This window comes from Nocardia acidivorans NBRC 108247 (assembly GCF_001625085.1).
In the GTDB taxonomy this organism is placed as follows: Bacteria; Actinomycetota; Actinomycetes; order Mycobacteriales; family Mycobacteriaceae; genus Nocardia; species Nocardia acidivorans.
Map to the genome: position 1 here is coordinate 1 of NZ_BDAW01000091.1, position 23,112 is coordinate 23,112.

22 protein-coding genes are annotated in these 23,112 nt (G+C 66.7%); 7 read left to right on the plus strand and 15 right to left on the minus strand.

The window, feature by feature from the left end; all coding sequences use genetic code 11:
- Positions 1-153 precede the first annotated feature (153 nt).
- The 7 genes from NA10_RS30940 to NA10_RS30975 form a co-directional block, all read right to left on the minus strand.
- A complete protein-coding gene (locus tag NA10_RS30940; protein WP_067574243.1) occupies positions 154-1,956 on the minus strand; it encodes an AMP-dependent synthetase/ligase in 1,803 nt (600 codons plus the stop codon).
- A 174-nt stretch (positions 1,957-2,130) separates the two neighbouring features.
- The gene (locus tag NA10_RS30945; RefSeq protein WP_084515516.1) at positions 2,131-2,643 is read right to left on the minus strand and encodes a MarR family winged helix-turn-helix transcriptional regulator; all 513 of its coding nucleotides are present in this window, start codon (positions 2,641-2,643) and stop codon (positions 2,131-2,133) included.
- Positions 2,643-3,647 (minus strand): pyridoxal phosphate-dependent aminotransferase, encoded by a 1,005-nt coding sequence (locus tag NA10_RS30950; protein ID WP_067574244.1) that lies wholly within the window; start codon positions 3,645-3,647, stop codon positions 2,643-2,645. The genes NA10_RS30945 and NA10_RS30950 overlap by 1 nt, the downstream gene beginning before the upstream one ends.
- Positions 3,648-3,656: 9 nt before the next feature.
- Positions 3,657-4,667, minus strand: a complete 1,011-nt coding sequence (locus tag NA10_RS30955) for a 3-oxoacyl-ACP synthase III family protein (protein ID WP_067574245.1) — start codon at positions 4,665-4,667, stop codon at positions 3,657-3,659.
- A gap of 2 nt (positions 4,668-4,669) precedes the next feature.
- Positions 4,670-5,329: an SRPBCC family protein gene (locus NA10_RS30960; RefSeq protein WP_067574246.1), complete on the minus strand. Its 660-nt coding sequence runs from the start codon at positions 5,327-5,329 to the stop codon at positions 4,670-4,672.
- Positions 5,326-7,020 carry a thiamine pyrophosphate-binding protein gene (locus tag NA10_RS30965; RefSeq protein ID WP_245678058.1) on the minus strand — a complete coding sequence of 565 codons (1,695 nt, stop codon included), beginning with the start codon at positions 7,018-7,020 and terminating at the stop codon, positions 5,326-5,328. Before NA10_RS30965 ends, NA10_RS30960 begins: the two co-directional genes overlap by 4 nt.
- 499 nt (positions 7,021-7,519) lie before the next feature.
- On the minus strand, positions 7,520-7,894 hold the full coding sequence (locus NA10_RS30975; protein WP_067574248.1) for an Lrp/AsnC family transcriptional regulator: 375 nt from the start codon (positions 7,892-7,894) through the stop codon (positions 7,520-7,522).
- A 154-nt stretch (positions 7,895-8,048) separates the two neighbouring features.
- Between NA10_RS30975 and NA10_RS30980 the strand changes: the two genes are divergently transcribed.
- Positions 8,049-9,287 (plus strand): MFS transporter, encoded by a 1,239-nt coding sequence (locus NA10_RS30980; protein WP_084515522.1) that lies wholly within the window; start codon positions 8,049-8,051, stop codon positions 9,285-9,287.
- Positions 9,284-10,522, plus strand: a complete 1,239-nt coding sequence (locus tag NA10_RS30985; protein WP_444980068.1) for an amidohydrolase — start codon at positions 9,284-9,286, stop codon at positions 10,520-10,522. Before NA10_RS30980 ends, NA10_RS30985 begins: the two co-directional genes overlap by 4 nt.
- 15 nt (positions 10,523-10,537) lie before the next feature.
- Here NA10_RS30985 and NA10_RS30990 read toward each other — a convergent pair whose 3' ends face one another.
- From NA10_RS30990 to NA10_RS31015, 6 genes are read right to left on the minus strand one after another with little or no spacing between them, the layout of a single operon-like run.
- On the minus strand, positions 10,538-11,740 hold the full coding sequence (locus NA10_RS30990) for a serine hydrolase domain-containing protein (RefSeq protein WP_067574274.1): 1,203 nt from the start codon (positions 11,738-11,740) through the stop codon (positions 10,538-10,540).
- Between the two features lie 35 nt (positions 11,741-11,775).
- Positions 11,776-12,819 carry a ferredoxin--NADP reductase gene (locus tag NA10_RS30995; RefSeq protein ID WP_067574250.1) on the minus strand — a complete coding sequence of 348 codons (1,044 nt, stop codon included), beginning with the start codon at positions 12,817-12,819 and terminating at the stop codon, positions 11,776-11,778.
- A complete protein-coding gene (locus NA10_RS31000) occupies positions 12,816-13,748 on the minus strand; it encodes an SDR family NAD(P)-dependent oxidoreductase (protein ID WP_067574251.1) in 933 nt (310 codons plus the stop codon). The genes NA10_RS30995 and NA10_RS31000 overlap by 4 nt, the downstream gene beginning before the upstream one ends.
- Positions 13,745-15,313 (minus strand): flavin-containing monooxygenase, encoded by a 1,569-nt coding sequence (locus NA10_RS31005; RefSeq protein WP_067574252.1) that lies wholly within the window; start codon positions 15,311-15,313, stop codon positions 13,745-13,747. The genes NA10_RS31000 and NA10_RS31005 overlap by 4 nt, the downstream gene beginning before the upstream one ends.
- A gap of 10 nt (positions 15,314-15,323) precedes the next feature.
- Positions 15,324-16,202, minus strand: coding sequence for a metal-dependent hydrolase (locus NA10_RS31010; RefSeq protein ID WP_067574253.1), 879 nt, complete (start codon positions 16,200-16,202; stop codon positions 15,324-15,326).
- Positions 16,203-16,231: 29 nt separating this feature from the next.
- Positions 16,232-17,092: a metal-dependent hydrolase gene (locus NA10_RS31015; protein ID WP_157556857.1), complete on the minus strand. Its 861-nt coding sequence runs from the start codon at positions 17,090-17,092 to the stop codon at positions 16,232-16,234.
- Positions 17,093-17,158: 66 nt separating this feature from the next.
- On the opposite strand from NA10_RS31015, the gene NA10_RS37260 reads away from it, so the two are divergent.
- The 3 genes from NA10_RS37260 (at position 17,159) to NA10_RS31020 (ending at position 18,774) form a co-directional block, all read left to right on the plus strand.
- Positions 17,159-17,353, plus strand: a complete 195-nt coding sequence (locus tag NA10_RS37260) for a hypothetical protein (RefSeq protein WP_157556858.1) — start codon at positions 17,159-17,161, stop codon at positions 17,351-17,353.
- A 154-nt stretch (positions 17,354-17,507) separates the two neighbouring features.
- Positions 17,508-17,633, plus strand: coding sequence for a hypothetical protein (locus NA10_RS39295; RefSeq protein WP_281180278.1), 126 nt, complete (start codon positions 17,508-17,510; stop codon positions 17,631-17,633).
- 4 nt (positions 17,634-17,637) lie between these two features.
- On the plus strand, positions 17,638-18,774 hold the full coding sequence (locus NA10_RS31020) for a YeiH family protein (protein ID WP_067574255.1): 1,137 nt from the start codon (positions 17,638-17,640) through the stop codon (positions 18,772-18,774).
- On the opposite strand, the gene NA10_RS31025 is transcribed toward NA10_RS31020, so the two are convergent.
- A complete protein-coding gene (locus NA10_RS31025) occupies positions 18,771-19,937 on the minus strand; it encodes a lipase family protein (RefSeq protein WP_084515527.1) in 1,167 nt (388 codons plus the stop codon). The two genes, NA10_RS31020 and NA10_RS31025, sit on opposite strands and share 4 nt — an antisense overlap.
- Positions 19,938-20,143: 206 nt before the next feature.
- Between NA10_RS31025 and NA10_RS31030 the strand changes: the two genes are divergently transcribed.
- Positions 20,144-20,689 carry an NADPH-dependent FMN reductase gene (locus tag NA10_RS31030; protein ID WP_067574256.1) on the plus strand — a complete coding sequence of 182 codons (546 nt, stop codon included), beginning with the start codon at positions 20,144-20,146 and terminating at the stop codon, positions 20,687-20,689.
- 177 nt (positions 20,690-20,866) lie between these two features.
- Positions 20,867-22,276, plus strand: coding sequence for an MFS transporter (locus NA10_RS31035; RefSeq protein ID WP_067574276.1), 1,410 nt, complete (start codon positions 20,867-20,869; stop codon positions 22,274-22,276).
- A gap of 6 nt (positions 22,277-22,282) precedes the next feature.
- On the opposite strand, the gene NA10_RS31040 is transcribed toward NA10_RS31035, so the two are convergent.
- Positions 22,283-23,089: an SAM-dependent methyltransferase gene (locus NA10_RS31040; protein WP_067574257.1), complete on the minus strand. Its 807-nt coding sequence runs from the start codon at positions 23,087-23,089 to the stop codon at positions 22,283-22,285.
- Between the last annotated feature and the right edge of the window lie 23 nt (positions 23,090-23,112).

The following is a 23,112-nucleotide window of genomic DNA, read 5'->3' on the forward strand; positions in this document are numbered from 1 at the left end:
CCCGATGGGGGAGCGAAAGCCGGGTACGGCAGACGAGGTAACCAGCACTGCCTGTTCTGCTTTGCAGCCCGGTTGAGCAAACGCAAAACCATTCCGCGAATCGACCAGACACATGGGTCGGCCACCTCTGTCCAGTAAGCCGACAGGGCAGGATTACGAGTAGATGGCCGCGACATCGGCGGCGTATTTGTCCAGGACTACGGCACGCTTGAGAGACAGTTTCGGAGTTAGTTCGCCGGTCTCTTGACTCCAGTCGGCTGCGAGAATGCGAATCTTCTTGATGGACTCGGCTTTTGAAACCTTCGCGTTCGAATCTGATACTGCGGCGTCGATTTCGGCGACCAGAGCCGGATGAGTCGTCAGATCTTCGATGGTCGCGTCGTCCGGGATATTGTTGCGAGCCCGCCACCCCGGAAGGGCATCGCGATCGAGGGTGATCAGCACGCCGACGAAGGGTTTGTTGTCGCCGACGATCATGCATTGGCCAATCAGGGGATGGGCGCGGAGGGTGTCTTCCATCGGGGCCGGGGAGACGTTCTTGCCCGCGGCGGTGACGATTACTTCCTTCTTGCGGCCGGTGATGGAAAGGAAGCCGTCGGCGTCGAGGGCGCCCAGGTCGCCGGTGTGGAACCAGCCGTCGGTGATCGCCTCGGCGGTGGCGGCCTCGTTCTTCCAGTAACCGTTGAAGACGAGGTTGCCCTTGAGGAGTACTTCGCCGTCCTCGGCGATGCGGACGGCATTGCCCTCCAGGGGAACGCCGACGGTGCCGACCCGCATGCGGGGCACCGTGTTCACGGTGATGGCGGCGCTGGTTTCGGTGAGGCCGTAGCCCTCGAAGACCGGCACGCCGATACCGCGGAAGAAATGGCCGAGGCGGGCGCCGAGCGGGCCGCCGCCGGAGACCGCACCGATACACCGGCCACCAAGGGCCGCACGGAGTTTGGCGTAAACCAGCTTGTCGAAGACGGCGTGCTTGGCGCGCAGCAGCAGGCTCGCGCCGCCGGACTGCTGCGCCTGGCTCCAGGCGATGGCGGTGTCGGCGGCCAGGTCGAAGATCTTGCCCTTGCCGCTGTCGTGCGCCTGCTGCTTCGCGCCGTTGTAGACCTTCTCGAACACACGCGGGACCGCCAGGATGAAATCCGGCTTGTACGAAGCGAATTGGGTGGTCAGGGTGGTCCAGTCGGAGGTGTGCGCGACGGTCACCTTGGCGGCGAGCGAGCCGACCGCGATGGCGCGGGCGAAGACGTGCGCCAGCGGCAGGAACATCAGCGTGGTCTTGCCCTCGGCGAGCAGATGCCGCAGCGCCAGCTTGCCCGACAGCGATTCGGCGAGCAGGTTCTCGTGAGTGAGGACGACGCCTTTGGGTCGTCCGGTGGTGCCGGAGGTGTAGATGAGGGTGGCGGGGGTGGCCGCACCGACCCGGGCGCGCCGCTCGGCCAGCACTTCATCGGCTACCGCACTGCCGCGCGCGGTCAACGATTCCACCGCGCCCGCGTCCAGGCGCAGTGTCTCGATCAGATCGGGTGTCTCGATCTCGGCGACGGTCGCCGCATGCCGCTCGTTCTCGACGATCAGCAGTGTGGTCCCGGAGTCCTCGAGAATCCAGCGCGCCTGATCGGTGGCGGAGGAGTCGTAAATGGCGACCGTGCACGCGCCCGCGGTCCAGATTGCGTAGTCGATGAGCGTCCACTCGTAGCGGGTCGAGGACATCAGTGCCACCCGATCGCCCGCCCGTACGCCGGAGGCGATGAGCCCCTTGGCAATCGCGCGCACCTGCGCCGCGAATTCGGCGGCGGTCACATCAGCCCAGCCGCCGTCCACCGGCCGCCGGAAGGCCACGAATTCGGGAGAGGTCCGGTCCAGACCGTCGACGACATCGGTGAGCGAAGCACCCTCGGCAATGACGTACGACGCCTTCGCCTCGACCTCACGTCCGGCAACCGCGGTAAATCCCATCTGCGCTACGACCTCTCTCCAGACGCTGCCCGGACCCCGATGTCCGGTCTGCGGGCACACTCTCGCACGACCCGCGAAGCAGGGCCAATTCACAATGCTGGAGCCCTGCGCCGTGGATCACAATGTGCGAGCGAACATCGCGCACACCCGCGGAATGTGCCCCGGACCATTCCCTCAGCGGGTGCGAGCGGCCGCCACCATGGCATCGAGTCGGGCACCCAGGGCATTGACCCGGTCCCGCAGCGCCTCGATATCGGCGAGCGGCAGCCCGACCGATTCGAGGACGGCGTGGATCATGCGCTGGGCGGCGGGCTGCAATCGCGCGCTGGCGGCGGTGGCGTGCAGCACCACCGCCCGCCCGTCGCTCGCACTGCGCGCACTCTCGACCAAACCGCTTGCGGTCAACCGCTGTACCAGCGGAGACAGCGTTCCGTAGTCGAGGTGGACGTGTTCGCCCAGCTCCTTCATGGCGATTCCCGGTCGCTCCCACAGGGTCAGCAGCACCAGGTACTGCGGATAGGTGAGATTCATTTCTTCCAGGAAGGGACGGTAGGCAGCGGTCATGGACCGCGACGTGGAGTACAGCGCGAAACACAGCTGAGCGTTCAGCGACAGAAGCGCGTAGTCGATCTCCTCGTCCGCTCCGGCCCGGTGCCCATCGGGTGCGGAAGGCGGATTTTCTGACATTACTGCACTGTACTGCGCACGGTGGTGAGAACGGCGGCCGTGGCGTCCCCATCACCGACGGTGATGCGGATACCCGTCGGATAGCGTTTGACGTGGATCTCCGCGCCCGCCAGCACCGCCGCCACCCGATCGATATCCGGTTCGGGCAGCGTCAGATACGAGAAGTTGGCGTAGCTTTCCGGTACCGAGAGACCGAGTTCGCGCAGTCCGGCGGTGAGGCGCTGCCGGTGCCCGGCGATCATCTCCACCCGCGCCTCGATCTCGGCCTCGGCGGCATAGCAGGCGCGCACCGCGACCTCGGCGAGCGCGTTCATGCCGAAGGGCAACTGCCACCGCGCGATTCGATTGATCAGCTCCGGTGCGCCGACCGCGTACCCGACCCGCAGCGCCGCCAGCCCGTACGCCTTCGAGAAGGTGCGCAGCACAAGCAGATTCGCATGGGACTCGACCAATGCCAGTGCCTCGATGCGGTCTTCGTCCGCGACGAAGTCCACGTACGCCTCGTCGAGTACCACCGTGACGGTGGCGGGCACCCGGTGCAGGAACTTCTCGAATTCCCTGGGCGTGATCAGTGTTCCGGTCGGATTGTGCGGGCTGCAGAGCACCACGAGCCGGGTGCCCGGATCGATCGCATCGGCCAGTGCGTCCAGATCCTGGCGTCCGTCGGGGGTGAGCGGTACCGTCACCGGCCGCCCGCCGGCCATGGTGGTCAGAATCGGATACCCATCGAAGGTCGGCGTCGCCATGACGACACCCGCTCCGCCGGAACCGAACTCCTGCACGATATGCATGATCACGCCGGTGGCCCCGGCCCCGACCACAATGCGGTCGGCGCCGACCCCGAGCCGTTCGGCGATCAATCGGGGCAGCCGCCGCGGCAGGAATTCCGGATACCGATTCGCCGAGGAGAGCGCCCGCGACAGCGCTTCCCGCACCGAAGGCGGTGGCCCGTAAGGGTTTTCATTGAGCTGTAACTGATGCCCGAGCCGGGCCGGAGGTGACATCGTCTCGCCTCAGCGCCCGCCCCAGCGCACCGCGGCGGCAGCCGCGAAATCGCCCGCGTGCGCGAATCCGGCGAGCATCACCAGCGATCCGGCCGAGACCCGGCCCTCGTCGATGGCGCGGTCCAGCGTGACGGGAATGCCCGCGCCGAAGAGGTTTCCGCATTCGTCGAAGGTGTCGGGATGTTTTTCCCGCGGCAGTTGCAGGGCATCGCGCCAGTTGCGCAGGAAAGCGCGGTTGGGCTGATTGGTGACCAGCAGATCCAGTTCGGTGGAGGCGATCCCGAGCCGCTTGCATACCGTGGACGCCACCTCCGGCACGATCCGATTACCGCGCCCGAGCACCTTGGCGATCTTGGATTCGGTGAAGCCGACATGCATCTGGCCCGGCCCGGCCTCCCAGTACTTGCGGGGCGGATCGGCGAGCACGGTCATCTGCCCCGCGAATTCGGGCAGATGCCGGGTCTCGATATCGAGAATCGGGGAGACGTCGGATTTCACCAGCAGTCCCGCGCCCGCACCGTCACCGGGTATGGCGGCCTGAGGTTTTCCCCGCACCTGCTCCTGGGTGAACACCTGGCCGGCGGCGTTCTGAATATTCACGATGAGCGCGGCTTTGGCATCGGTGCTGATCAGAATCTGCCGGGCCAGCTTCATGGCGTGCACGAACGCCGCGCAGCCGCCATTGTGCAGATCGATGAGCCACTCCGGATTGATCCCCAGGCGCGCGGCGACCTCACCGCCATTGCCGACGATGGCGGTCTCCGGCAGCTGGGTGTGCACGATCAGAACATCGATATCGCGCAACACATCCCGGCCGTGCCGGTCCAGCAGCGGAGCCACCGCGCGCTCGGCCATATCCGCGGCCGACTCCCCCGGCGCGATGTGATGGCGGAACTTGGGCGATTTGAACATGATGTTCGAGGTGATGTCCTCCGCATCCGCGTACTGCGCGAAATAGTCTGCGGGAACCACGGTTTCGGGTAGATATCCGGCGACGTCGAGCAGGCTGACGGTGGTCATGTTCAGTCCATCCATTCCGGCTTGATCGGCAGGCCGCTGGCATGCCGGTGTTCGCAAATGGCTTTGAGATTGCGCAGTTCGAGCAGGTGTCCGGCGGCGAAGAGATGCCAGAAGTCACCGACCCACACCGGACGGCCCTCGGGGGCGGTTTCGGGATAGGCGTTCTCGTCGTAGAAGGGGTGGTGACAATTCGTCCACAGCACCACCGAACCCGGCTTGTTCAGGACTTTCTGCGCGTCCACGACCCGCATGAGGTAGATCATCCACAGGTGTTCGCTCTGATCCCAGGCGCAGTGATAGTCGACGGTGCGGGTCTCGCGGCTGGATTCGGTGCGGGTGTAGATGCGGGTGTTCGAGCCGATGCGGTCATCGGAGACCCACAGGTCCGGGGTGTCGGTGCGCTCGAAACCCCGCATGCTGTAGGTCCATTCGCACAGACTGCGGGTATCGGAGAGGTAGTCGAACACCTCGTCAGGCGGTGCGTCGATGTACTCGTTGACGGTGCAGTAGTCACCGAAGATCTCATCGTGCGGGTACACCGCGCGGGTCATGTCCAGGACCATGGGCATGCCCTCCTTGAGGGTCATGGTCTCGATGCGATACACGCCCGGGATGTCGAGATGCGGTACCTCGACCGGTTCGGCTTTGACGGTGTCGGTCATGCGACGGGCTCCTTCAGGAAGGGTGCGAAAGGCGGGAGTTCATCTGGATCGCAGAGGATTTCGATGAAGACCGGACCCGCGTCATCGCGGGTCTTGTCCAGCGCGTTCTCGAATTCTTCGAGGGTGGTCGCGGCGTGGGCGGGCAGCTGCGGGAACATGGCCGCCACGCCCGCGCCGATCTGCGCGGGACGGAACCGGTTGTAGCTGTAATCGCCGGTGTAATAGAGCTGTTCGCGGGTAACGCACATGGCGTGTGCGTTGTTGTTGAAGATGACGAAGGTGACCGGGGCCTGATATTCGACAGCGGTGTGCACCTCGTGGCCGTGCATGAAATACGCACCGTCCCCGGCGATCACGAAGGTGCGCCGGGAGCGGCCGAGGGCGCTGCCGATCCCCGCGCCGAAGGAGTAGCCCATCCCGCCCATACCGAGGGCGATGAGGAAGCGGCCGCCATCGGGGACGGTGAGATGGTGCACTACGGCGGCACCGGTATTGCCCGCATCGACCACGACATCGGTGCCCGGCTCCAGGCGAGCCGAAATAGCCTGCACCGCCTCGCGATAGCGGATGCCGGGTCCGGACGCCGGAGGCGGTCGCAGTTCCGACAGTGGCTGTTCGCTCGTACGCGCCGTACCGAAACCCGGTCGCGGCGCGCGGGCCGACAATTCCAGCAGGCGTCGACGCAGCGAGCCGGGCACACGCACCCGGACAGGTACGAAGGGCTCGTCCATCCCCAGGTGCAGGATCCGGGGGCAGGCGGCCAGCGCGGCATCGAGCCCGGCCCGCGCGGTCATGGTCAGCGGTGTTCCGGCCAGGACGCAGACCGCCGCCGCCGCGATCAGGCCGGGTGCGTGCGGATGTCCCATGATGCCGGTGACTCCGGCGAAGCGCGGATGCCCGTTGGGAAACACGTCTTTCGCATCGGGGGTGACCAGTACCGTCGCATCCAGCGCCACGGCCAGGGCCGCGAGTTCGGCGCGGGCGTCGGCACGGGCGATCTCGGGTCCGGCGATGATCACCGCGGGCCCCTGCCCCGCGGCCGCGGCGAGCAGTTCGGCGGCCTCGGCGAGCTGGCCCGCCGCGCGCACATCGACCTGCCACGGCGTAGGCACGGGATCGCTCTCGCGGTGCACCGGCCAGGATCCGCCCGGCGCGATGGCCGACTGAATATCCTTGGGCAGCAACAGCACCGCCGGTCCACCGCCCAACGCCGCCTCGATGGCCTGCTCCAGCTCGGCGTGAATATCCTGCGGGCGAGTCACTTTCGCGCAGTAGCGGCTGACCGCGCCGAAGATCCGCTGGGCGTCCAGGCGGCCCGGGCCACCGCCGGTATCCTGGAACGCGCCGTGCCCCTCCAGCCCGGTCGGCGGCTGGCCGACCAGCGCCAGCACCGGGATACGGGCATCGAACGATTCCGTCAGTGCCGCAAGCAAATTCATGGCCCCACCACCCGAGGTCGCCGCCACCACGCCGAGCCGATTGGTGGCGCGGGCATAGCCGTCGGCCATGGTGGCGGCCCCGAATTCGTGTTTGGCGACAATGCCGGTGAGCAGATCCGGGCGGCGCTGCACCGCGTCGTAAAGGTCTTCGATATTCGCCCCGCCCACCCCGAAGAGATGATCGGCGTAGGTCCCGAGTCGCGTGACGATGACGTCCGCGACGGCGTGTCCGGCTGCTCCGCGTTCTCGCACGATCCCCCGTTTCGAAATACATTGCCCGCGATACATCGTCCACAATGTATCCAGGGCGACCCGTCCCAGACAATGTGGCACAAGTCACAGGAGTGGCCGAAAAGTGCTGCTACTCAGCGATTTTGGCCGCGAAAAAGGTCCGCCGGGCGAACCCGGCGGCACTCCGACTCGATGCGGCGATCCGGCATGCGGCATCTGTCCCGCAAACCCGGATCGCTATCAACTCATCAGGTTCAACGAAGCGGGGGCCGGATGGGTTCAATCGTTCCCGAATGGGGATTCGCGCGGCCAGCACGCTAGGCGATCCGGCGTGCCCCGGACGCCGAAGGGGATATGTCCCACCGGCGCTGCGTTCGGGACCAGCAGTCTGCCCATACGTTTGAGGGCACGCAGGGTTAGCCGGCGCTCGGTAATGTGCAGCTTCGGAAAAACTTGCAGCAGACGGTTTTCCAGGAGGACGCATTCGTGCTGCGAGCGAAGCCAGGCGATGACCAGCACATTACTGGCACCGGTAGCGGCGGCGCGGAGCCGGATCTCGGGCCAGTGCGCCGAGTTCACGCACCGCCAGATCATCCAGTGCGGCAGCGTCTTCGGCGGCCACCGACAGATCCAGCTGATAGTCCCCGCCGATGCGCTGCACCGAGAAGACGCACGCCATGGCACAGACCTGTGCGGAGATCGCCGCCACCGCATCGCCCCGGCAGTGCAGCCGCGGATAGCCGATGACCGCGAGTCCGGGCGGATACGCGGTGATCCAGGCCAGTCCGGTATCGGTGAGCCGCTGCCACCGTCGTGCCGCCGTCGTGGCGTCCACGCCGAGCGAGGCCCCGATCCTGGTCCGGGACGCGCGCGGATCGATCTGCAGCGCGTTCACCAGGTCCAGATCATGCTCACCGAATCCGCCGCAGCGGCGGCGGAATCCGGCATGAGTCCATTCGAAATGGCGATATCCAGCGATTTCGCCATATTCTCGGCCATGGGGGTCATGGTGGCACTTCGCCACGCCTCCACGTTGTGAAGGGGCAGGAATGCCACGCACCACCCGGATAACCGTCATGCTGTTGTTCGCGGCCTGGGTCGTCGATTACGTCGACCGGACCGTGATCAACTTCGCGCTGCCCGATATCGGCGGCGATCTGGGGCTGGACCATACCCAGCAGGGCCTGCTGATCTCGGTGTTCTTCCTGGCGTACGCGATCGTGCAGGTGCCCGGCGGACTGCTGGCGGATCGCTACGGTGCGTTGCGGGTCGGCACCATCGGGCTGATCGCCTGGTCGGTCTTCACCGGATTAACCGCTGTCGCATGGTCTTTCGCGGTGCTGCTGAGCGTGCGTTTCCTGTTCGGGCTGGTGCAGGGCGTCTTCCCGGCCGCCGCCATCAAGGCGCTGGCCGAGCGCTCGGAGCCGGAGCAGCGCACCACCGCGACCGGCTGGACCAACTCCTCCAATGCGGTCGGCATTCTGGCGGCCGCGATCATCTCCGGGATTCTGCTGCCGACGGTGGGCTGGCGCATGATGTTCGCGCTCATCTCCGTTCTCGGCGTGGCGGTGATCCTGGCGTGGCGGCGGTGGATGCCGGAGCCGCTGCCGCAGGACCGGACCCCGGTCGATGCCCAGGCGGAGGCGGCCGATCGGCGCGCGGTACTGCTCTCCCCCGCCCTGCTCGGGTATGCCGCCATCTTCTTCGGCTACGACGTGCTGGTGTGGGGTGTGACCGCGTGGACGCCGACCTTCCTACAGGAGGAGCGCGGGCTGTCCCAAACGATGGTCGCCATTGCCGCGGTGCCGTCCACCCTGGCGGCCGCCGCCGGGGTGGTGCTGGGCGCACGGTTCTCCGACCGCCTGGGCGGGCGGCCCCGGGTGATCGTGGTGCCCGCCATGGCCTTCACCGCGATCATGCTGTTCGTCCTGCCGCGGGTGCAGCCGTTCCCGCTGTTCGTACTGGTCGGCACGGTGATGAGCCTGGCCGCCGGAATGGCCTTCATGCCCGCGTTCGCGGTGCCGCTGCGGGCGTTGTGCAGCGCGTATATGGGCGCGGCGAGTGGTGTGATCATCTTCGGCGGTCAGTTGGCCGGCGTGCTGAGCCCGCTGGTCTTCGGCGTCGTGACCGATCATGTTTCCTACACAACGGCTTTCGAAACCATGGCCGTCGGCCCGCTGCTGAGTATCGCGGCGGCGCTGCTGGTCCCACAGACCGCCGAGGCATTCCGGGCGAAGGTGGCCCGGCGCGCCGGTGCGGTCGTACTCACGAAGGAGAGTCTCGCGTGACCACCACCGATACCGCTGCGGCACCTGCGATGTCCGAGCATTGGCAGCAGGTCTACCGGCAGCTGCACAGTCATCCGGAGCTGTCCGGCCAGGAGCACGGCACCGCGAGCCTGGTGGGCGCGGAGTTGCGCGCGCTGGAGGGCTGGGAGGTGACCACGGGGGTCGGCGGGACCGGTGTGGTCGGGGTGCTCCAGGGCGGCCCGGGACCCGTGGTCTGGCTGCGCGCGGATATGGACGGGCTGCCCGTACAGGAGGACACCGGGCTCGAATATGCCTCGCGCACAGCCGGAGTCATGCATGCCTGCGGGCACGATACGCATGTGACGGCGCTGCTCGGAGCGTGCGCACAGCTCTCGGAGGATCGGCCCGCCGGGACGGTGGTCGCGATCTTCCAGCCCGCCGAGGAGACCGGCGCGGGTGCGCAGCGCATGCTGGATGACCGTCTGCTGGAGCGCTTTCCGAAGCCTGCGATCGTGCTCGGGCAGCATGTCGCGCCGTTGCCCGCCGGATTGGCGATCAGCAAGAGCGGGCCGCTCATGGCGGCCTCGGACTCCATTCGGGTGCGGTTCACCGGGAGTGGCGGGCACGGATCGCAACCGCATCTGGCGGTGGATCCGCTGCTCATGGCCGCCTCGTTCGTGGTGCGCATGCAATCGCTGACCGCACGGCAGGCGGCCGTGCCGTCCGGACCGGTGCTGGTGGCGGGATCGCTGCATGCGGGGAGTCGGCCGAATATCATTTCCGAGAGCGCGGAATTGCTGCTCACCCTGCGGACTTTCAGTGATTCGCAGCGCGACGGCATGCTCGATGCCATCGCGCGCCTGGCGCGGACCGAAGCCGAGGCCGCGGGCGCGCCGGTGCCGCCGGAGTTCGCGCCCTACGACCATTTCCCGGTCACGGTGAATACCGAGGGCGATACCGAACGGATCATGGCGACGCTGACCGACGGTGGAGTTCCGGTCCTGCCGATGACCCATCCCCTCACCGGCAGTGAGGATTTCGGCACCTTCGGCACGGCGGCGGGGTGTCCGTCGGTGTTCTGGCATATCGGCGGGATCGATCCGACCCGGTTCACCGAGGCGGATCAGGCGCTCATGCTGACCGAGCATACGATTCCGCCGCGGTTCCCGTCGAATCATTCACCGCGCTTCGCGCCGGACCCGGAAAAGACGCTGCCCGCGATGATTACGGCGATGGTGACGGCGGCTCGGGCGGAGTTGGCGCGTACCAGTTGACGGTACGACGGTGGGTCAGGCCGCGCGGGTTGCCCTTTCGGCTCCCCGCGCGGCGGCAGCGCTGGTGATCGAGGGCAACAGCAGGGACATGAGGGTCATGTCCAGGGGCAGGCGGACCAGGTCGAGGCGGTTGTGGACGAAGCCGACCGAGAGACCGGAGTCCGGATCGGCCCAGCCGCCGGAGCCGCCCAGACCCATATGACCCAGCGCGCGGGGCGCGCCGACCGTGGGGAACGGGTGGTAGCCGAGGTGCCAGAAGGTCAGGCGGTTCGGGTCGGGGCTGGTATTGGTGGAGCGAATGAGGGCGCGCGAGGTGGCCGGGGAGAGCAGGCGGGTGTTGCCGCGACTGCCGTCATTGGCGAGCACCGAGTAGACGCTCGCAATGGCTTCGGCGGTGAATACGCCGGTGGCAGCGCCATTCTCGGAGTACGAGAGCTTCGGGACCGGTCCACTCAGGGCTCGCTCGCCTTCGGTGAAATGCATGGAGCTGATCACCTTGCCCACGAAGGGAACTCGCACGGCCGCGGCGGTAATCGGTTTGCCCAGCCGGGTTCCGGTGAGATCCAGGCTCGGTCCGACGAGGTCGGCCACGAGGGCGTCGTCGGCGGGGCGGCCCAGGCTCAATCCCGTAATGCCCAGTGGTTCAGCGAGTTCGGTGCGGTAGAGCTCGGCCATGGTCTGCCCGGTGACCGCGCGGCAGAGTCCGCCGAGCAGCCAGCCGAAGGTCACCGCGTGATAGATGGGCAGGCCGCGAGTCCAGTCCGGGGTGGCCGCGGCCATCCGATGCTCCATCAGCACGTGGTCGAGCACATCGCCCGGTTCCTCGAGGACCCTGCGCAGATCGGAGAGTCCGGCGCGGTGCGCGAGCAGATCGCGCACGGTGATGGAATGCTTTCCACCGGCGGTGAATTCGGGCCAGTACTCCGCGACCGGAGCGTCGTAGTCCAGCAGTCCGCGGTCCGCCAGCCGGTGCACGACCATCGAGGTGATGCCCTTGGTGGTGGAGAAGGTGAGCGCGCTGGTCTCCTGGGTCCAGGGGATCTCCCCCGCCGCATCGGCGGTTCCGGTCCAGATCCGCATCACCGGTTCACCTCTCAGATGCACCGAGAGCGCGCCGCCGGTGCGGACGTACCGGGCGAAGAGGCGGGCGAAGGCGCGGACGGGGCCGGTGAAGCGCGGGTCCGCGGTACCGCGGATTCCTTCGGGCAGAGTGAGCATGGCGGGCAACCTCATTGTCGGGCCGGTTCGGGCGGTTACTGATCGAAGGTGATGTGCAGGTCGTCGGATTCGGGCAGGGTCTGGCAGGCCAGGGTGAGTCCCCGGGCGAGTTCCTCGTCGATGAGGGCCTCATTCATCAGCATGCGCGTTCGACCCCGTTCCACGCGACAAACACATGTCCCGCAGGCGGATTCCCGGCAGACGTAGGGTGCGTCGATGCCGTGTGCGAGCAGCAGATCCAGCAGCTTCGCACCGCGCGGCCACGACAGCCGATGGGTATGGCCGTCGATCTCGACCCGCACGCTGGCGATATCCCCGGCGGGCCGTACGGCGGTCGTGACCACCGGTGCGGGCTGCTCGAACGGGTTCTCCGTGAGTGAGCGGTACTCCTCCTGGCGGATATCGCGCGCGGATATCCGTGATTGTGCCAGGGCCTGCTTGGCGACCAGGGCGAAACCGGTTGGCCCGCAGAGGTATACCTCGTGGCCTCGATACGGTTTGACCAGGCCCGCGAGCCCGCGTGCGCTCGGAATCCCGCGCTCGGACTCCAGCCAGTGCAGGACCGTGAGCCGGCGTGGATTGCGCCGCACCAACTCCCGCAGCTGGCGGGCGAAGATGATCGAGCCGGGATCGCGATTGGCATACAGCAGCACCACTTTCGACCGGCCCACGCACAGGGCCGATTTGAGTATGGACATGATCGGGGTGATACCGCTGCCCGCCGCGCAAAGCAGCAGATCGCGATTCCAGCTGCGCGGCACGAAGCTTCCCGCGGGCTCGAGCACGGTGAGGATCGATCCCGCCGCGATGTTGTCACAGAGCCAGTGGGAGGCGTATCCGCCGGGTGTGCGTTTGACCGTCACCGTCGGCCGGTCGTCACAGTGCGGGCTGCTGGAGAGCGAATAGCAGCGCGCCACCGATCCGGTGCGGTCACTGGGCACCTGAATGGTCAGGAATTGCCCCGGGGCGTAGGCGAATCGGCGGGTGAGATCGTCTGGAATATCGAAGACCAGCGAGAGGGCCTCAGCGGTCTCGCTGACGACCTCGCGCACCTTGATCCGGTGGGCGCGTGCGTTCATCCGGCTCTCCCCGGACCCGTGGCCACTTCACGGGGTACCTCGTAGCCGATCCGCCGCAGCAGCCACGCGCCGCCCGATTCGATGCGCTCCATCGAAATCGGCTGGGCGATACGGCGATTGAGACCCGGCGCGATGCGCAGCAGGAAGTATCCCAGCCACGCCTCGGTGCGCACCGGCACCACCGCCAGATCCAAGCGCACCGCGCGCACCACGGCCCGCGCCACCAGATCCGGGCTCATCGGCGAGAACGGCAGCCGCTCGGCGAATTCCTGTACCTGCCGGGCGATTTCCTTGCCGCGTTCGACCAGCGCCGGATCGACGCCGACGGCGGTGGCGTGGTCGCCGATATCGGTATTGATCACCCCGGGGCAGATTGCGCTCACCCCGACGCCTTTCGGCGCGAGTTCGAGCCGCAGGCATTCGGTGAGCATCTTCACCCCGGCCTTGGAGACCGAGTAGGCCGACATGACCGGTGTCGGGGTGAAGGCCGCCGCCGAGGCGATATTGACGATGTGACCACGCTTGCCCTCCTCGATCATCTGCCGGCCGAAGGTCCGGCAGCCGTAGACCACGCCCAGCAGATTGACCCCGAGCTGATGCTCCCAATCCCGCGGTTCCAGGTCCAAAAACGCTCCGCTGACCAGGATTCCGGCATTGTTGACCAGAATGTCGGGCACCCCGAGATCGGCGTGCACATCGCGGGCGAACGATTCCCAGGCCCCCGGATCGGTCACATCCAGTCGCATGGCCACGGCGCGGCGGCCTTCGGCGTGGATCTTGGCGACCGTGGCCAGGGCGGCATCCTTGTCGATATCGGAGACCACGACCTGCGCGCCGCCGCGGGCGAAGCGCAGCGCGACCGCCCGTCCGATCCCGGTACCGGCACCGGTGACCACGACCAGTCCGGGTCGAATGTCATTGATCTTCACGAGACCTCCTCGGACAGGGCGTCCACCTGGAGCGGGCGCGACGCGCCCGCGCTGTACCGGTACACATCGAGATCGAAATGCCTGTTCTGCCAATACATCTCGCCGTGCGTGGACGGCCGGAACGGGGAATCACCCTTATCGTCGATGTAGTAGGTGTTCGAGCCCGCGCAGACCGGGGTGAACAGGAAGTTCTTCTCCTGCCGTCGCAGGCATTTCTCGAAGTAGGCGTCGTGCGCCTGCTGCCGTATCTCGGCCTCGGTGACGCCCCGGCGCTTGGCCTCCGCGATGACACGGCTCAGGTGCGCGGCGGTGGCCTCGATCATCCAGATATAGGAGCCGAGCACGAATCCGTAGGGCCCGGTGATGGTGAAGGCGTTCGGGAATCCGGGCACCGAGACGCCCTGATAGGACTGGTAGCGGTGCTCATCCCAGAATCGCTCCAGGTCCAGGCCGTTGCGGCCGCGCACCGGGAAGGGCGGTATCGCGCCCTTGTCCCAGAGCTTGAATCCGGTGGCGCAGACCAGGATATCGATCTCGTGCTCGGTGCCGTCCGCGGTGACCACGCCGCGTTCGGTGATGCGTTCGATCGACTCGGTGACCAGGCTGACGTCCTGGCGATTGAACGTCTTCAGATAGTCATTGGACATGGACGGCCGTTTGCAGCCGAGTCCGTACCGGGGCGTGAGTTTCTCGCGCAGCACCGGATCGTCGATCTGCGAGCGCATCCACCGCCGGATCGGGCCTTGCGCCAAGCGGCGAGCGGATTCGGTGAGCCAGGGCGGCCCGACCACCATTGCGCTCATGGCGACCTCGGTGCCGAGATTCCCTGCCACGCGCAAGGCAGAGCGAATCCGCTTGCGGCCCAATACCTGTCGGCCCAGCCAGCCAATCTCGGCGTCGTTCTTCGGGAACACCCAGATCGGGGTGCGCTGGAAGACCGTCAGATGCGCGGTCTCCTCGACGATCGCCGGAATCAATTGCAGTGCGGTCGCGCCGGTACCGATCACCGCCACCCGCTTGCCCGTCAGACAGACATCGTGATCCCACATGGCGGTGTGCACGAGGGTGCCGCCGAAATCGTCCAGCCCCTCGATATCGGGCATCCTGGGCCGCTCCAGGCCGCCGATGGCGAGCACGATATGGCGTGCGGTGAGTTCGCGCCCACCGTCGGTGCGCAACCGCCACAGGCTGTTTCGATCGTCGAACGCCGCATCCACGACCGTGGTGTTCATCCGGAGCTTGTCGCGCAGCCCATACTTGTCGACCATGCTCTCGGCGTAGTCGCGCAGTTCGCTGCCGGGCGGGAAGATCCGCGACCAGTCACCGCGCTGTTCGTAGGAGAAGCTGTAGATGAACGAGGGAATGTCCACCGCCACACCGGGATAGGTGTTGGCATGCCAGGTGCCGCCGACCCGATCCCATTTGTCGACAATGACGAAGTCGTGAATACCCTTGCGCTGGAGTGCGATTCCGGTTCCTATGCCGCCGAAACCGGCCCCGACCACGATGACCTCGTGATCGGGACGGGCTTCGTCCGGCGCACCGCTGTCGCCGAGACTGTTCATGTGGTTGTCCTCAGCCGATGCGATCTACGAGTTCGCCCTGGGCGCCGAATAATTCGACCCGCCAGCGCTCGAGCAGCTCATTGGTGTCGATATCGTCCGGATGGAAGCCGGGCCGCATATACGGCCGCATCTCCCTGAGCAGGCCCTTCACAATCGGGCCGCGTACCAGTCGCACCGACTGCCGGGCCACCCTGATCGGCCGCCGGCTGCGCGGATCGCTCAGGATCGAGGCGAACACCCCGAGCCCGACCACCGGAATGGTGAGGGCGTAGCTGCCCGCCATGAGTCCGATGCGGACCAGCTCCGAACCGCCGGTGGCGCGGTAGACGTCGAAGGCGACGGATTTGTGCTCGAGCTCCTCGAAGGCATGCCAGTTCAGCAGCTTCATGACCTCGGGATCTGCTGGGAGCGCTTGGATTTCGGGCGTGCCCAGCACCCGCTTGGCCAGCGTGGCGGTGTAGTGCTCGGCCAGTGCGGTGACGGCCAGATGCACATGGCGGGGCACCATGTTCTCGACGCCGATCAGTGCGCGTTCGCGGAGTGCGCCGGGTTCGAAGGTGAAGATCCGCACGATCGGAAAGCCGAGCGCGATCAGCTGATCGTTGAGTACGCGATGCTGCTGCCCGTGGACGGCCTCCTGGCCGATGAATCCGGCGATCCGCTTCTTGAGCACGGGATCGGTGATCTCACCGGAGAATTTGCGCACCGAGCGGATGAAGGATTCCTCGCCGGGCGGAAAGGCGCCGGAGAGTACGGCGATCAGATGGGTGAGCGGAATATCGCCCTCGGCGAAGATGTGCGTCATGGGTTCGGGCTGGCCGAACCGGAAGCGCATGCGCCGGACCTTGGGGTAGGGGGTGAGGGACTTGACGTCCTGACCGATCGTCATTGGTCGGTCCTTTCTCGATGGAGTTGTGTTTATCTCAGGTGGTCGACCAGCACGCCGTCATCGCCGAAAAGCTCACGCTGCCAACGGTTCAGCAGGGCGGTGGTGTCGATATCGTCGGGATGGAAGCCGGGGCGCAGATATTTGGCCAGCTCCGCCATGAGACCGCGGAAGATCGGTCCGCGGAACAGGTCGTACGCCTCCCGCGCCACCCGCACCGGCTGCTGCCGGGCGACCGGATCGCGGGCCAGCGCGACCGCGAGACTGCCGAAGGTGAACGGCAGCGTCAAGGCGTACATACCCACCATGACGCCGATTCGCACCGGTTCGGTGCCGCCGACCGCGCGGAAGACATCGAAGGCCACCGACTTGTGTTCCAGCTCTTCCAGGGCGTGCCAGTTGAGCAGGTTCCAGAACTCGGGAGCGGCCGGTATGGACTGGATTTCATCACTGGAGAGCACGCGTTCGGCCAGCACGGCGGTGTAGTGCTCAGCCGCCGCGGTGGCGGCCAGATGCACCAGCGGGGAGAGCCGATCCTCGATGGCGAGCATGCGCTCACGCGCCTTCTCGGAATCGATCCACGCGATGGGATAACCCATTTCGATGAGTTTGTCATTGAGTTTGCGGTGCTCCCGGCCGTGCGTGGCCTCCTGACCGACGAAACCCCTGACCCGCTTCTCGAGCAGTGGATCGGTGACGCGCTCGGCCACTCGGCGCACCGAGCGAATGAAGGATTCCTCACCGAGCGGGAATCCGCCGGACAGTCCGGCGACGAAGTGGCTGAAGACCATATCGCCGTCGACGAAGTATTTGTCGTTCGAATCATGTTGGTCGAAGCGGAATTTGATCCGTCTGGCCTTCGGATAGGTACTGACCGCCGGGGCAGTTGTCATCTTGACCATCCTTGGTGCAACACCGAGTACCTGGTACTGAGTGTTCGATGTGAAGCCAGTGTAGGATTGTCCCAGACAGTAGGCAAGGGGTGCGCCGGAGAGCACACCCGGTTCGTGGTGGACGCGCTACCGGGCGCGGTCGGCCTCGGCGTCCTGCGCTGGTTGAACGATCCGGTAGTCGACGGTAAGGAACTGCCCGAACAGTTCACCCACTTCGCCTGGGGCGCAGTGTCTTCCACCGCGCAGGCGCGGGGGGGTTGACGCTCGATCCGGACGAACCGCTGCTCGGCTGATCAGAGCGCAACCTCGGACATTCGATCAGGGCGATTACAACCATGGTTCGGGACCGTTCCCACCCCCATAGTGCAGGTCTGCGGCCCAACGGGGTCCACCCGCAGTGTTTTCGGAGGTAGTGGTGACAAGTCCCAATTCAAGACTGGACGCTCTCGGGCGGCTGGGGGCCGACTGGTGGTCCGTGATCGTGGCGGGCGCGGCGACCGTACTCGCCGTGTTCGACGCCCTGCCGAAGATTCCGTGGTGAGGTCATGAGTGATACCGCGGTCGAATTGAACAGGACCGGCGACGAGCCGGAGGAGACCACCGAGGGGCCGCTCACGCTGGGCCGGGTGGTGGGCTATCTGCCCGGCATCGCATTGCTCGTCGCGGTCGGCGTGCTCGGCAAGTACGCCCAGATCTGGTGGAATTCCCTTGCCAAGCACCAGCATTGGACCGTACCCGATATCGAGTATGTGCTCTGGGCCATTCTGATCGGACTGGTCATCACCAATACCGTTGGGCTGCACCGCATTTTTCGGCCCGGCGTGGGCACCTACGAATTCTGGCTAAAGATCGGCATCGTGGCGCTGGGCTCGCGCTTCCTGCTCGGGGATGTGGCGAAGCTGGGCGGTACCAGCTTCATTCAGATCCTGGTGGATATGACGGTCTCCGGGGCCATCATCCTGGGCGTGGCGCGGTTGCTGGGGCTCTCCGGCAAGCTCGGCTCGCTCCTGGCCATCGGCACCGCCATCTGCGGCGTGTCCGCGATCATCGCCGGTAAGGGCGCGATCCGGGCGCGAAATTCCGATGTCAGCTATGCCATCGCCGCGATTCTGGCGCTGGGCGCGGTCGCATTGTTCGCGCTGCCGCCGCTGGGTCACGCGATCGGATTGAGCGATCACGAGTTCGGGCTGTGGGCCGGTCTGGCGGTGGACAACACCGCGGAGACCACCGCCACCGGCTACCTGTACTCCGACACCGCCGGCAAGATCGCGGTGCTGGTGAAGTCGACCCGCAACGCGCTCATCGGATTCGTGGTGCTCGGCTTCGCGGCCTACTGGGCCGCGCGCGGTCAAGCCGACGCGATCGCACCGGGTGTGCGCGCCAAGGCGGCATTCGTCTGGGCCAAGTTCCCCAAGTTCGTGCTCGGCTTCCTGGCCGTATCGGCGGTGGCGACCGCGCACTGGCTGACCAAGCAGCAGACCACCAACCTGGCGAATCTGTCGCGCTGGGCGTTCCTGCTCACCTTCGCGGGCGTCGGACTGAATGTGAATATTCGCGAACTGGCCCGCACCGGCTGGCGGCCACTGGTGGTGGCCGTCGTCGGTCTGGTGACGGTCGCGGTGGTCTCACTCGGCCTGGTGCTGTTCACCTCTCGCGTCCTGCACTGGAGCGTGGGGGTCTAGGCGCCGCGGCGCAGGGCGACCCGGCTGGACTCGGCGAACCGATGCGCCAGGAAGCCCAGTGCCGGACGCGCGAAAGACAGTGCGCCGGTGATGTGTTCGCGCCGGGGCAGGGAGAGCATGGTGACATCCACCCCGAGTGCCTTCCAGTCCTCGGCCAGGCGCACGGCCTGCGGATACGGAATGATCTGCTCGGCCGTGCCGCCCGCGACCAGCACCGGCGCGGCGGGCGCGATATGCCCGAGTTTGTTCTCCCGCAGGCGTTCCCGCACCTCCGGCACCTCGAACGGCATGCGATGGCAGTAGGTGGAGACGCTCTTGGGCACGAACGCGCCCAGACCGATTCCGGCCACCGCGGCGGCCAAGGCGTGCGTGCGGCGCAAGACTGCCGCCAGCGCGCGGCCCTGCGGCTTGAGGTATTGCAGCACATCGAGTTCCGGGTACGCGGCGTCCAATCCGATGACGCCGTAGAAGAGTAGGAAGGCGTATGGGCTGCCGTCCAGGAAGGTGATCATATCCTCCAGATCGGCGGGCGCGGAGCCGACCACGCCACCGGCCAGGGGTAGATCCGGGGCATAGCTCGGCTGCAATTGCAGTGCCCAGCCCGCGGCACAACCGCCTTCGGAGTAGCCGTAGATGCCGAGCGGACCGTTCGGGTCCAGCCCCGCGGCGGGCAGGCGGCGCGCGGCGCGCATGCTGTCCAGCACCGCCGGGCCGAGTGAGCGACCCATGACGTACGGGTGCGTGCCCGAATTGCCCAGTCCCGGATAGTCGGTGATGGCCAGGGCCCAGCCGCGACGCAGAGCCGCGGTGATGAAGACCGATTCGTATTCGAGGCCGAAACGCAGCTGCCAGGAGGCGGCGGCCACGGTATCGGCCAGACCCTGGGTACCCACGGCGTATCCGATGAGTGGCCGTGAGCCCTCACCCCGCCAGGGCCCGCGCGGGACCAGCACGGTACCGGTGACCTGTGTCGGCTCACCCGAGCCGGTGGTCGTGGTGTAGCCGATCCGCCAGGCGCGGGCGGGCAGTTTCACCCCGGGCAGCAGGTACGCCGTCATCGGCTCCGCCGCCAGCAGTCGGCCGGGACCGAGCCCGCCGTATGCCGCCGTGGAGCCTCCGGCACCGACCGCCGCCTCGTCGAAGCGGTTGGTGAACGCAGTCATCGTCGCCTGCCCTTCTCGCGCAAACATCGCTATGCAGTTGTCGCACAATCGAATCCGAACGTTAACACTGTCCCGGACAGTGCGGCATCCCGCCAACGATACCGAAAAAGAAGGAAAGTGCCAGGGGATGCCGCAAGGGCTCCCACTCGGTGGGACTGCGCGCTTCGCCGCGAAATACCCGCCCGCCGCGCAGCGTTGCCCGCAGGGTGACGACTCCCCTGCGCATCCTGCTGATCTCGGGCAGCACCCGGGACAGCTCCACCAATACCGCCGCCCTGCGCACCATTGCCGCGGAGGCGCCCGGCGATATCATCGCCACGCTCTACGACGGGTTGGTCGATCTGCCGCAGTTCGTCCCCGGCCTCGAGCCGGAACCCGCGAATGCCGAGGCGCTGCACAGGCAGCTGGCCGCCTCCGATGCGGTGCTCATCTGCACGCCGGAGTACGCGGGGATGATTCCGGGCAGCCTGAAGAATCTGCTCGAATGGACCGTCGGCACCGGGGATCTGGTGGACAAGCCGGTGGCGTGGATCAATGTGGCGTATCCGGGGCGCGGGGACGCCGCGGTCGAAACCCTCCGCACGGTACTGGGTTACGTCAGCGCCGATATCGCCGAGACGGCCTGCGGCCGCATTACGGTGCTGCGCGAACAGGTCGGCGCGGACGGGCTGGTCGAGGATGGCGAGGCGCGACAGCGGCTGAGCCTGGTACTGCCCGCGATTGCCGCGCATGTGCGCGAGAAGACCGCCTGACCACACGAAATACGCTCCCCGAGGGCATGACACGGTGCGGCCCCCGTAATCGGGTGGCCGCATTTTTCATACCCCCTCTGGGTATGAAATGAATCACGGCTCGACCACTTCCTTCTGCATACCCCCCATGGGTATACAGGTAGCCATCGACTTTCCAGAAGGAGTGAGACCGTGCCCATCGATACTCAGGCGCCACCGTCCTCGCGACGGTGGACCGCCCTCGCACTCATTGCCCTGGCCCAGTTCATGGTCATCATGGACACCTCGATCATCGGGGTCGCACTGCCGAAAATGCAGGGCGCACTGGGGTTCTCACAGGAGAACCTGAGCTGGGTCTTCAACGCCTACGTGGTGGTCTTCGGCGGACTGCTGCTGCTCGGCGGCAAACTCTCCGACATGCTGGGCGCTCGGCGGATATTCCAGACCGGATGGGCCATCCTCGGAATCGGCTCACTGATCGCGGGGATCGCCTCCTCCGCGACCGTCGAATTGATCGGCCGCGGGGTGCAGGGGGCCGGTGCGGCGCTCATCGCACCCTCGGCGCTGACCCTGCTCATGATGCTGTTCGGCTCGAACCCGCGTGAGCTGACCAAGGCGTTCGCCGTCTACGGCGCGGCCGCTCCGGCGGGCGGCACCGCCGGTGTCTTCCTCGGCGGGCTGATTACCGAATATGCCTCGTGGCCTTGGGTTTTCTATATCAATATCCCACTGGCCGTGCTGGCGCTGGTCGCCGCGCCCGCGCTGGTGCCCGGCGGCGCGCTCGCCCCGCACGGTTCGGTCGATCTGCTCGGCGCGGTCACCGCCACCCTCGGGCTCGGCGCGACGGTCTTCGCCGTGGTGCGAGCGCCGGAGGCGGGCTGGTTCTCCGGATCCACCTGGGGCACACTCGCCGTGGCGGCGGTACTGCTGATCGCGTTCCTGGTCCTCCAGATTCGCCGCCGGGAACCGCTCATGCCGCTCTCGGTCTTCCGTTCGCCGAATCTGGGCGCGGCCAACCTGTCCCAATTGCTGCTGGGCGCGGCCTGGGTGCCGATGTGGTTCTTCCTGAACCTCTACCTGCAGCAGGTGCTCGGCTATTCGGCATTCCCGTCGGGTGCGGCGCTGCTGCCCATGACCGCGCTCATCATGGCGGGCATGGTGGCGCTGTCGCCGAAGCTGTTCGCGCGCTTCGGAGCTCGGACCATGATCATCGCCGGATTGCTCATTCTGGCGGCAGGACTGGTGTGGCTGGCGTTCATTCGCGCCGACGGCACCTTCTGGGTGGATGTGCTGCCCGGTTCGCTGGTCGCGGCGCTGGGCATGTCCCTGGCGTTCGTCCCCTCCCTGCAAACCGCCATCTCGGCGGCTCCGCCGGAGGAGGGCGGCCTGGCCTCGGGCATCGTGAACACCGGCTACCAGATCGGCTCCGCCCTCGGGTTGGCCGCGGTCACCGCCATCGCCTCCGCCGCCGGAGCCGAAAAGCTCGGTGACACACTGGCTCTCACCGACGGCTTCAGCGCCGCCTTCCGCGCCGCCGCGGTGATCGCCGCCGGAGCCGCCGTGGTCGCGGTGGCGACCTTCCGGAGGCAGGGGCCGGCGACCAGGTGATCGCGCCTAGTCCTTACGAGCGAGGCCGCCGTACGCACCCGAACGCTCGGGCGCTTCGACGGCCTCGTCCGGGTTCTCCGGACGCCACAGCGGCAGTTGCACCAGGCCCGGCTCCAACAGGGTCCAGTCACCGAAGTAGGTGGCGATCTCGTCGTGGCCGCGCAGCACGATCTCGGTGGAGGTGCGACCCGAAAGCTTCTGCGCCTCCAGCACTTCCGCGGGCTGACCGTCCGCGGTGGCATGGGTGATGGCCACATAGCTGCCCGGTGCGCACACCTCGAGCAGGCGCGCCACCGCACCGGCGGGATCGGCCTCGTCGGGGACGAAATGCAGTACGCCCAGCAGCAATACGGCGATCGGTCGCTCGAAGTCGAGCAGCCGCTTGACCTCCGGATCATCGAGAATCGAATCCGGTTGCGCCATATCGGCGTGAATGACCGTGGCGAGCGGATTGCCGTCCAGAATGGCCTGGCTGTGCGCCACCGCCACCGGATCGATATCCACGTAAACCACCCGGGCCCGCGGGTTTCGGGCCTGCGCCACCTCGTGCACATTGCCGACCGTCGGGATGCCCGAGCCCAGATCCAGGAACTGGTCGATACCCGCGTCGGTCAGGATGCGGACGCACCGGCGCAACAGATCCCGATTGGCGCGCATGGTCTCGGCGACATTGGGGGTGAACTTCTCGATCATCTGCGCGAGTTCGCGATCGATCTCGAAATTGTGCATACCGCCGACAAAGTAGTCGTAGACGCGGGAGGCACTGGGCCGATCCAGATCGATACCCTCCGGTGCCCAACTCGGTCTGGTCATCGATTCACTGCCCCTCTCGAAAC

Bases quoted from the DNA above. Each gene is read 5' to 3' on its own strand.
- NA10_RS31020 (WP_067574255.1), top strand. From the start codon at position 17,638: ATGAGTGATACCGCGGTCGAATTGAACAGGACCGGCGACGAGCCGGAG.
- NA10_RS30940 (WP_067574243.1), bottom strand. From the start codon at position 1,956: ATGGGATTTACCGCGGTTGCCGGACGTGAGGTCGAGGCGAAGGCGTCG.
- NA10_RS31010 (WP_067574253.1), bottom strand. From the start codon at position 16,202: ATGACGATCGGTCAGGACGTCAAGTCCCTCACCCCCTACCCCAAGGTC.
- NA10_RS30955 (WP_067574245.1), bottom strand. From the start codon at position 4,667: ATGACCACCGTCAGCCTGCTCGACGTCGCCGGATATCTACCCGAAACC.
- NA10_RS31015 (WP_157556857.1), bottom strand. From the start codon at position 17,092: ATGACAACTGCCCCGGCGGTCAGTACCTATCCGAAGGCCAGACGGATC.
- NA10_RS31025 (WP_084515527.1), bottom strand. From the start codon at position 19,937: ATGACTGCGTTCACCAACCGCTTCGACGAGGCGGCGGTCGGTGCCGGA.
- NA10_RS31040 (WP_067574257.1), bottom strand. From the start codon at position 23,089: ATGACCAGACCGAGTTGGGCACCGGAGGGTATCGATCTGGATCGGCCC.
- NA10_RS31005 (WP_067574252.1), bottom strand. From the start codon at position 15,313: ATGAACAGTCTCGGCGACAGCGGTGCGCCGGACGAAGCCCGTCCCGAT.
- NA10_RS30995 (WP_067574250.1), bottom strand. From the start codon at position 12,819: ATGAACGCACGCGCCCACCGGATCAAGGTGCGCGAGGTCGTCAGCGAG.
- NA10_RS30950 (WP_067574244.1), bottom strand. From the start codon at position 3,647: ATGTCACCTCCGGCCCGGCTCGGGCATCAGTTACAGCTCAATGAAAAC.
- NA10_RS30960 (WP_067574246.1), bottom strand. From the start codon at position 5,329: ATGACCGACACCGTCAAAGCCGAACCGGTCGAGGTACCGCATCTCGAC.
- NA10_RS30945 (WP_084515516.1), bottom strand. From the start codon at position 2,643: ATGTCAGAAAATCCGCCTTCCGCACCCGATGGGCACCGGGCCGGAGCG.
- NA10_RS30990 (WP_067574274.1), bottom strand. From the start codon at position 11,740: ATGCTCACTCTGCCCGAAGGAATCCGCGGTACCGCGGACCCGCGCTTC.
- NA10_RS30980 (WP_084515522.1), top strand. From the start codon at position 8,049: ATGCCACGCACCACCCGGATAACCGTCATGCTGTTGTTCGCGGCCTGG.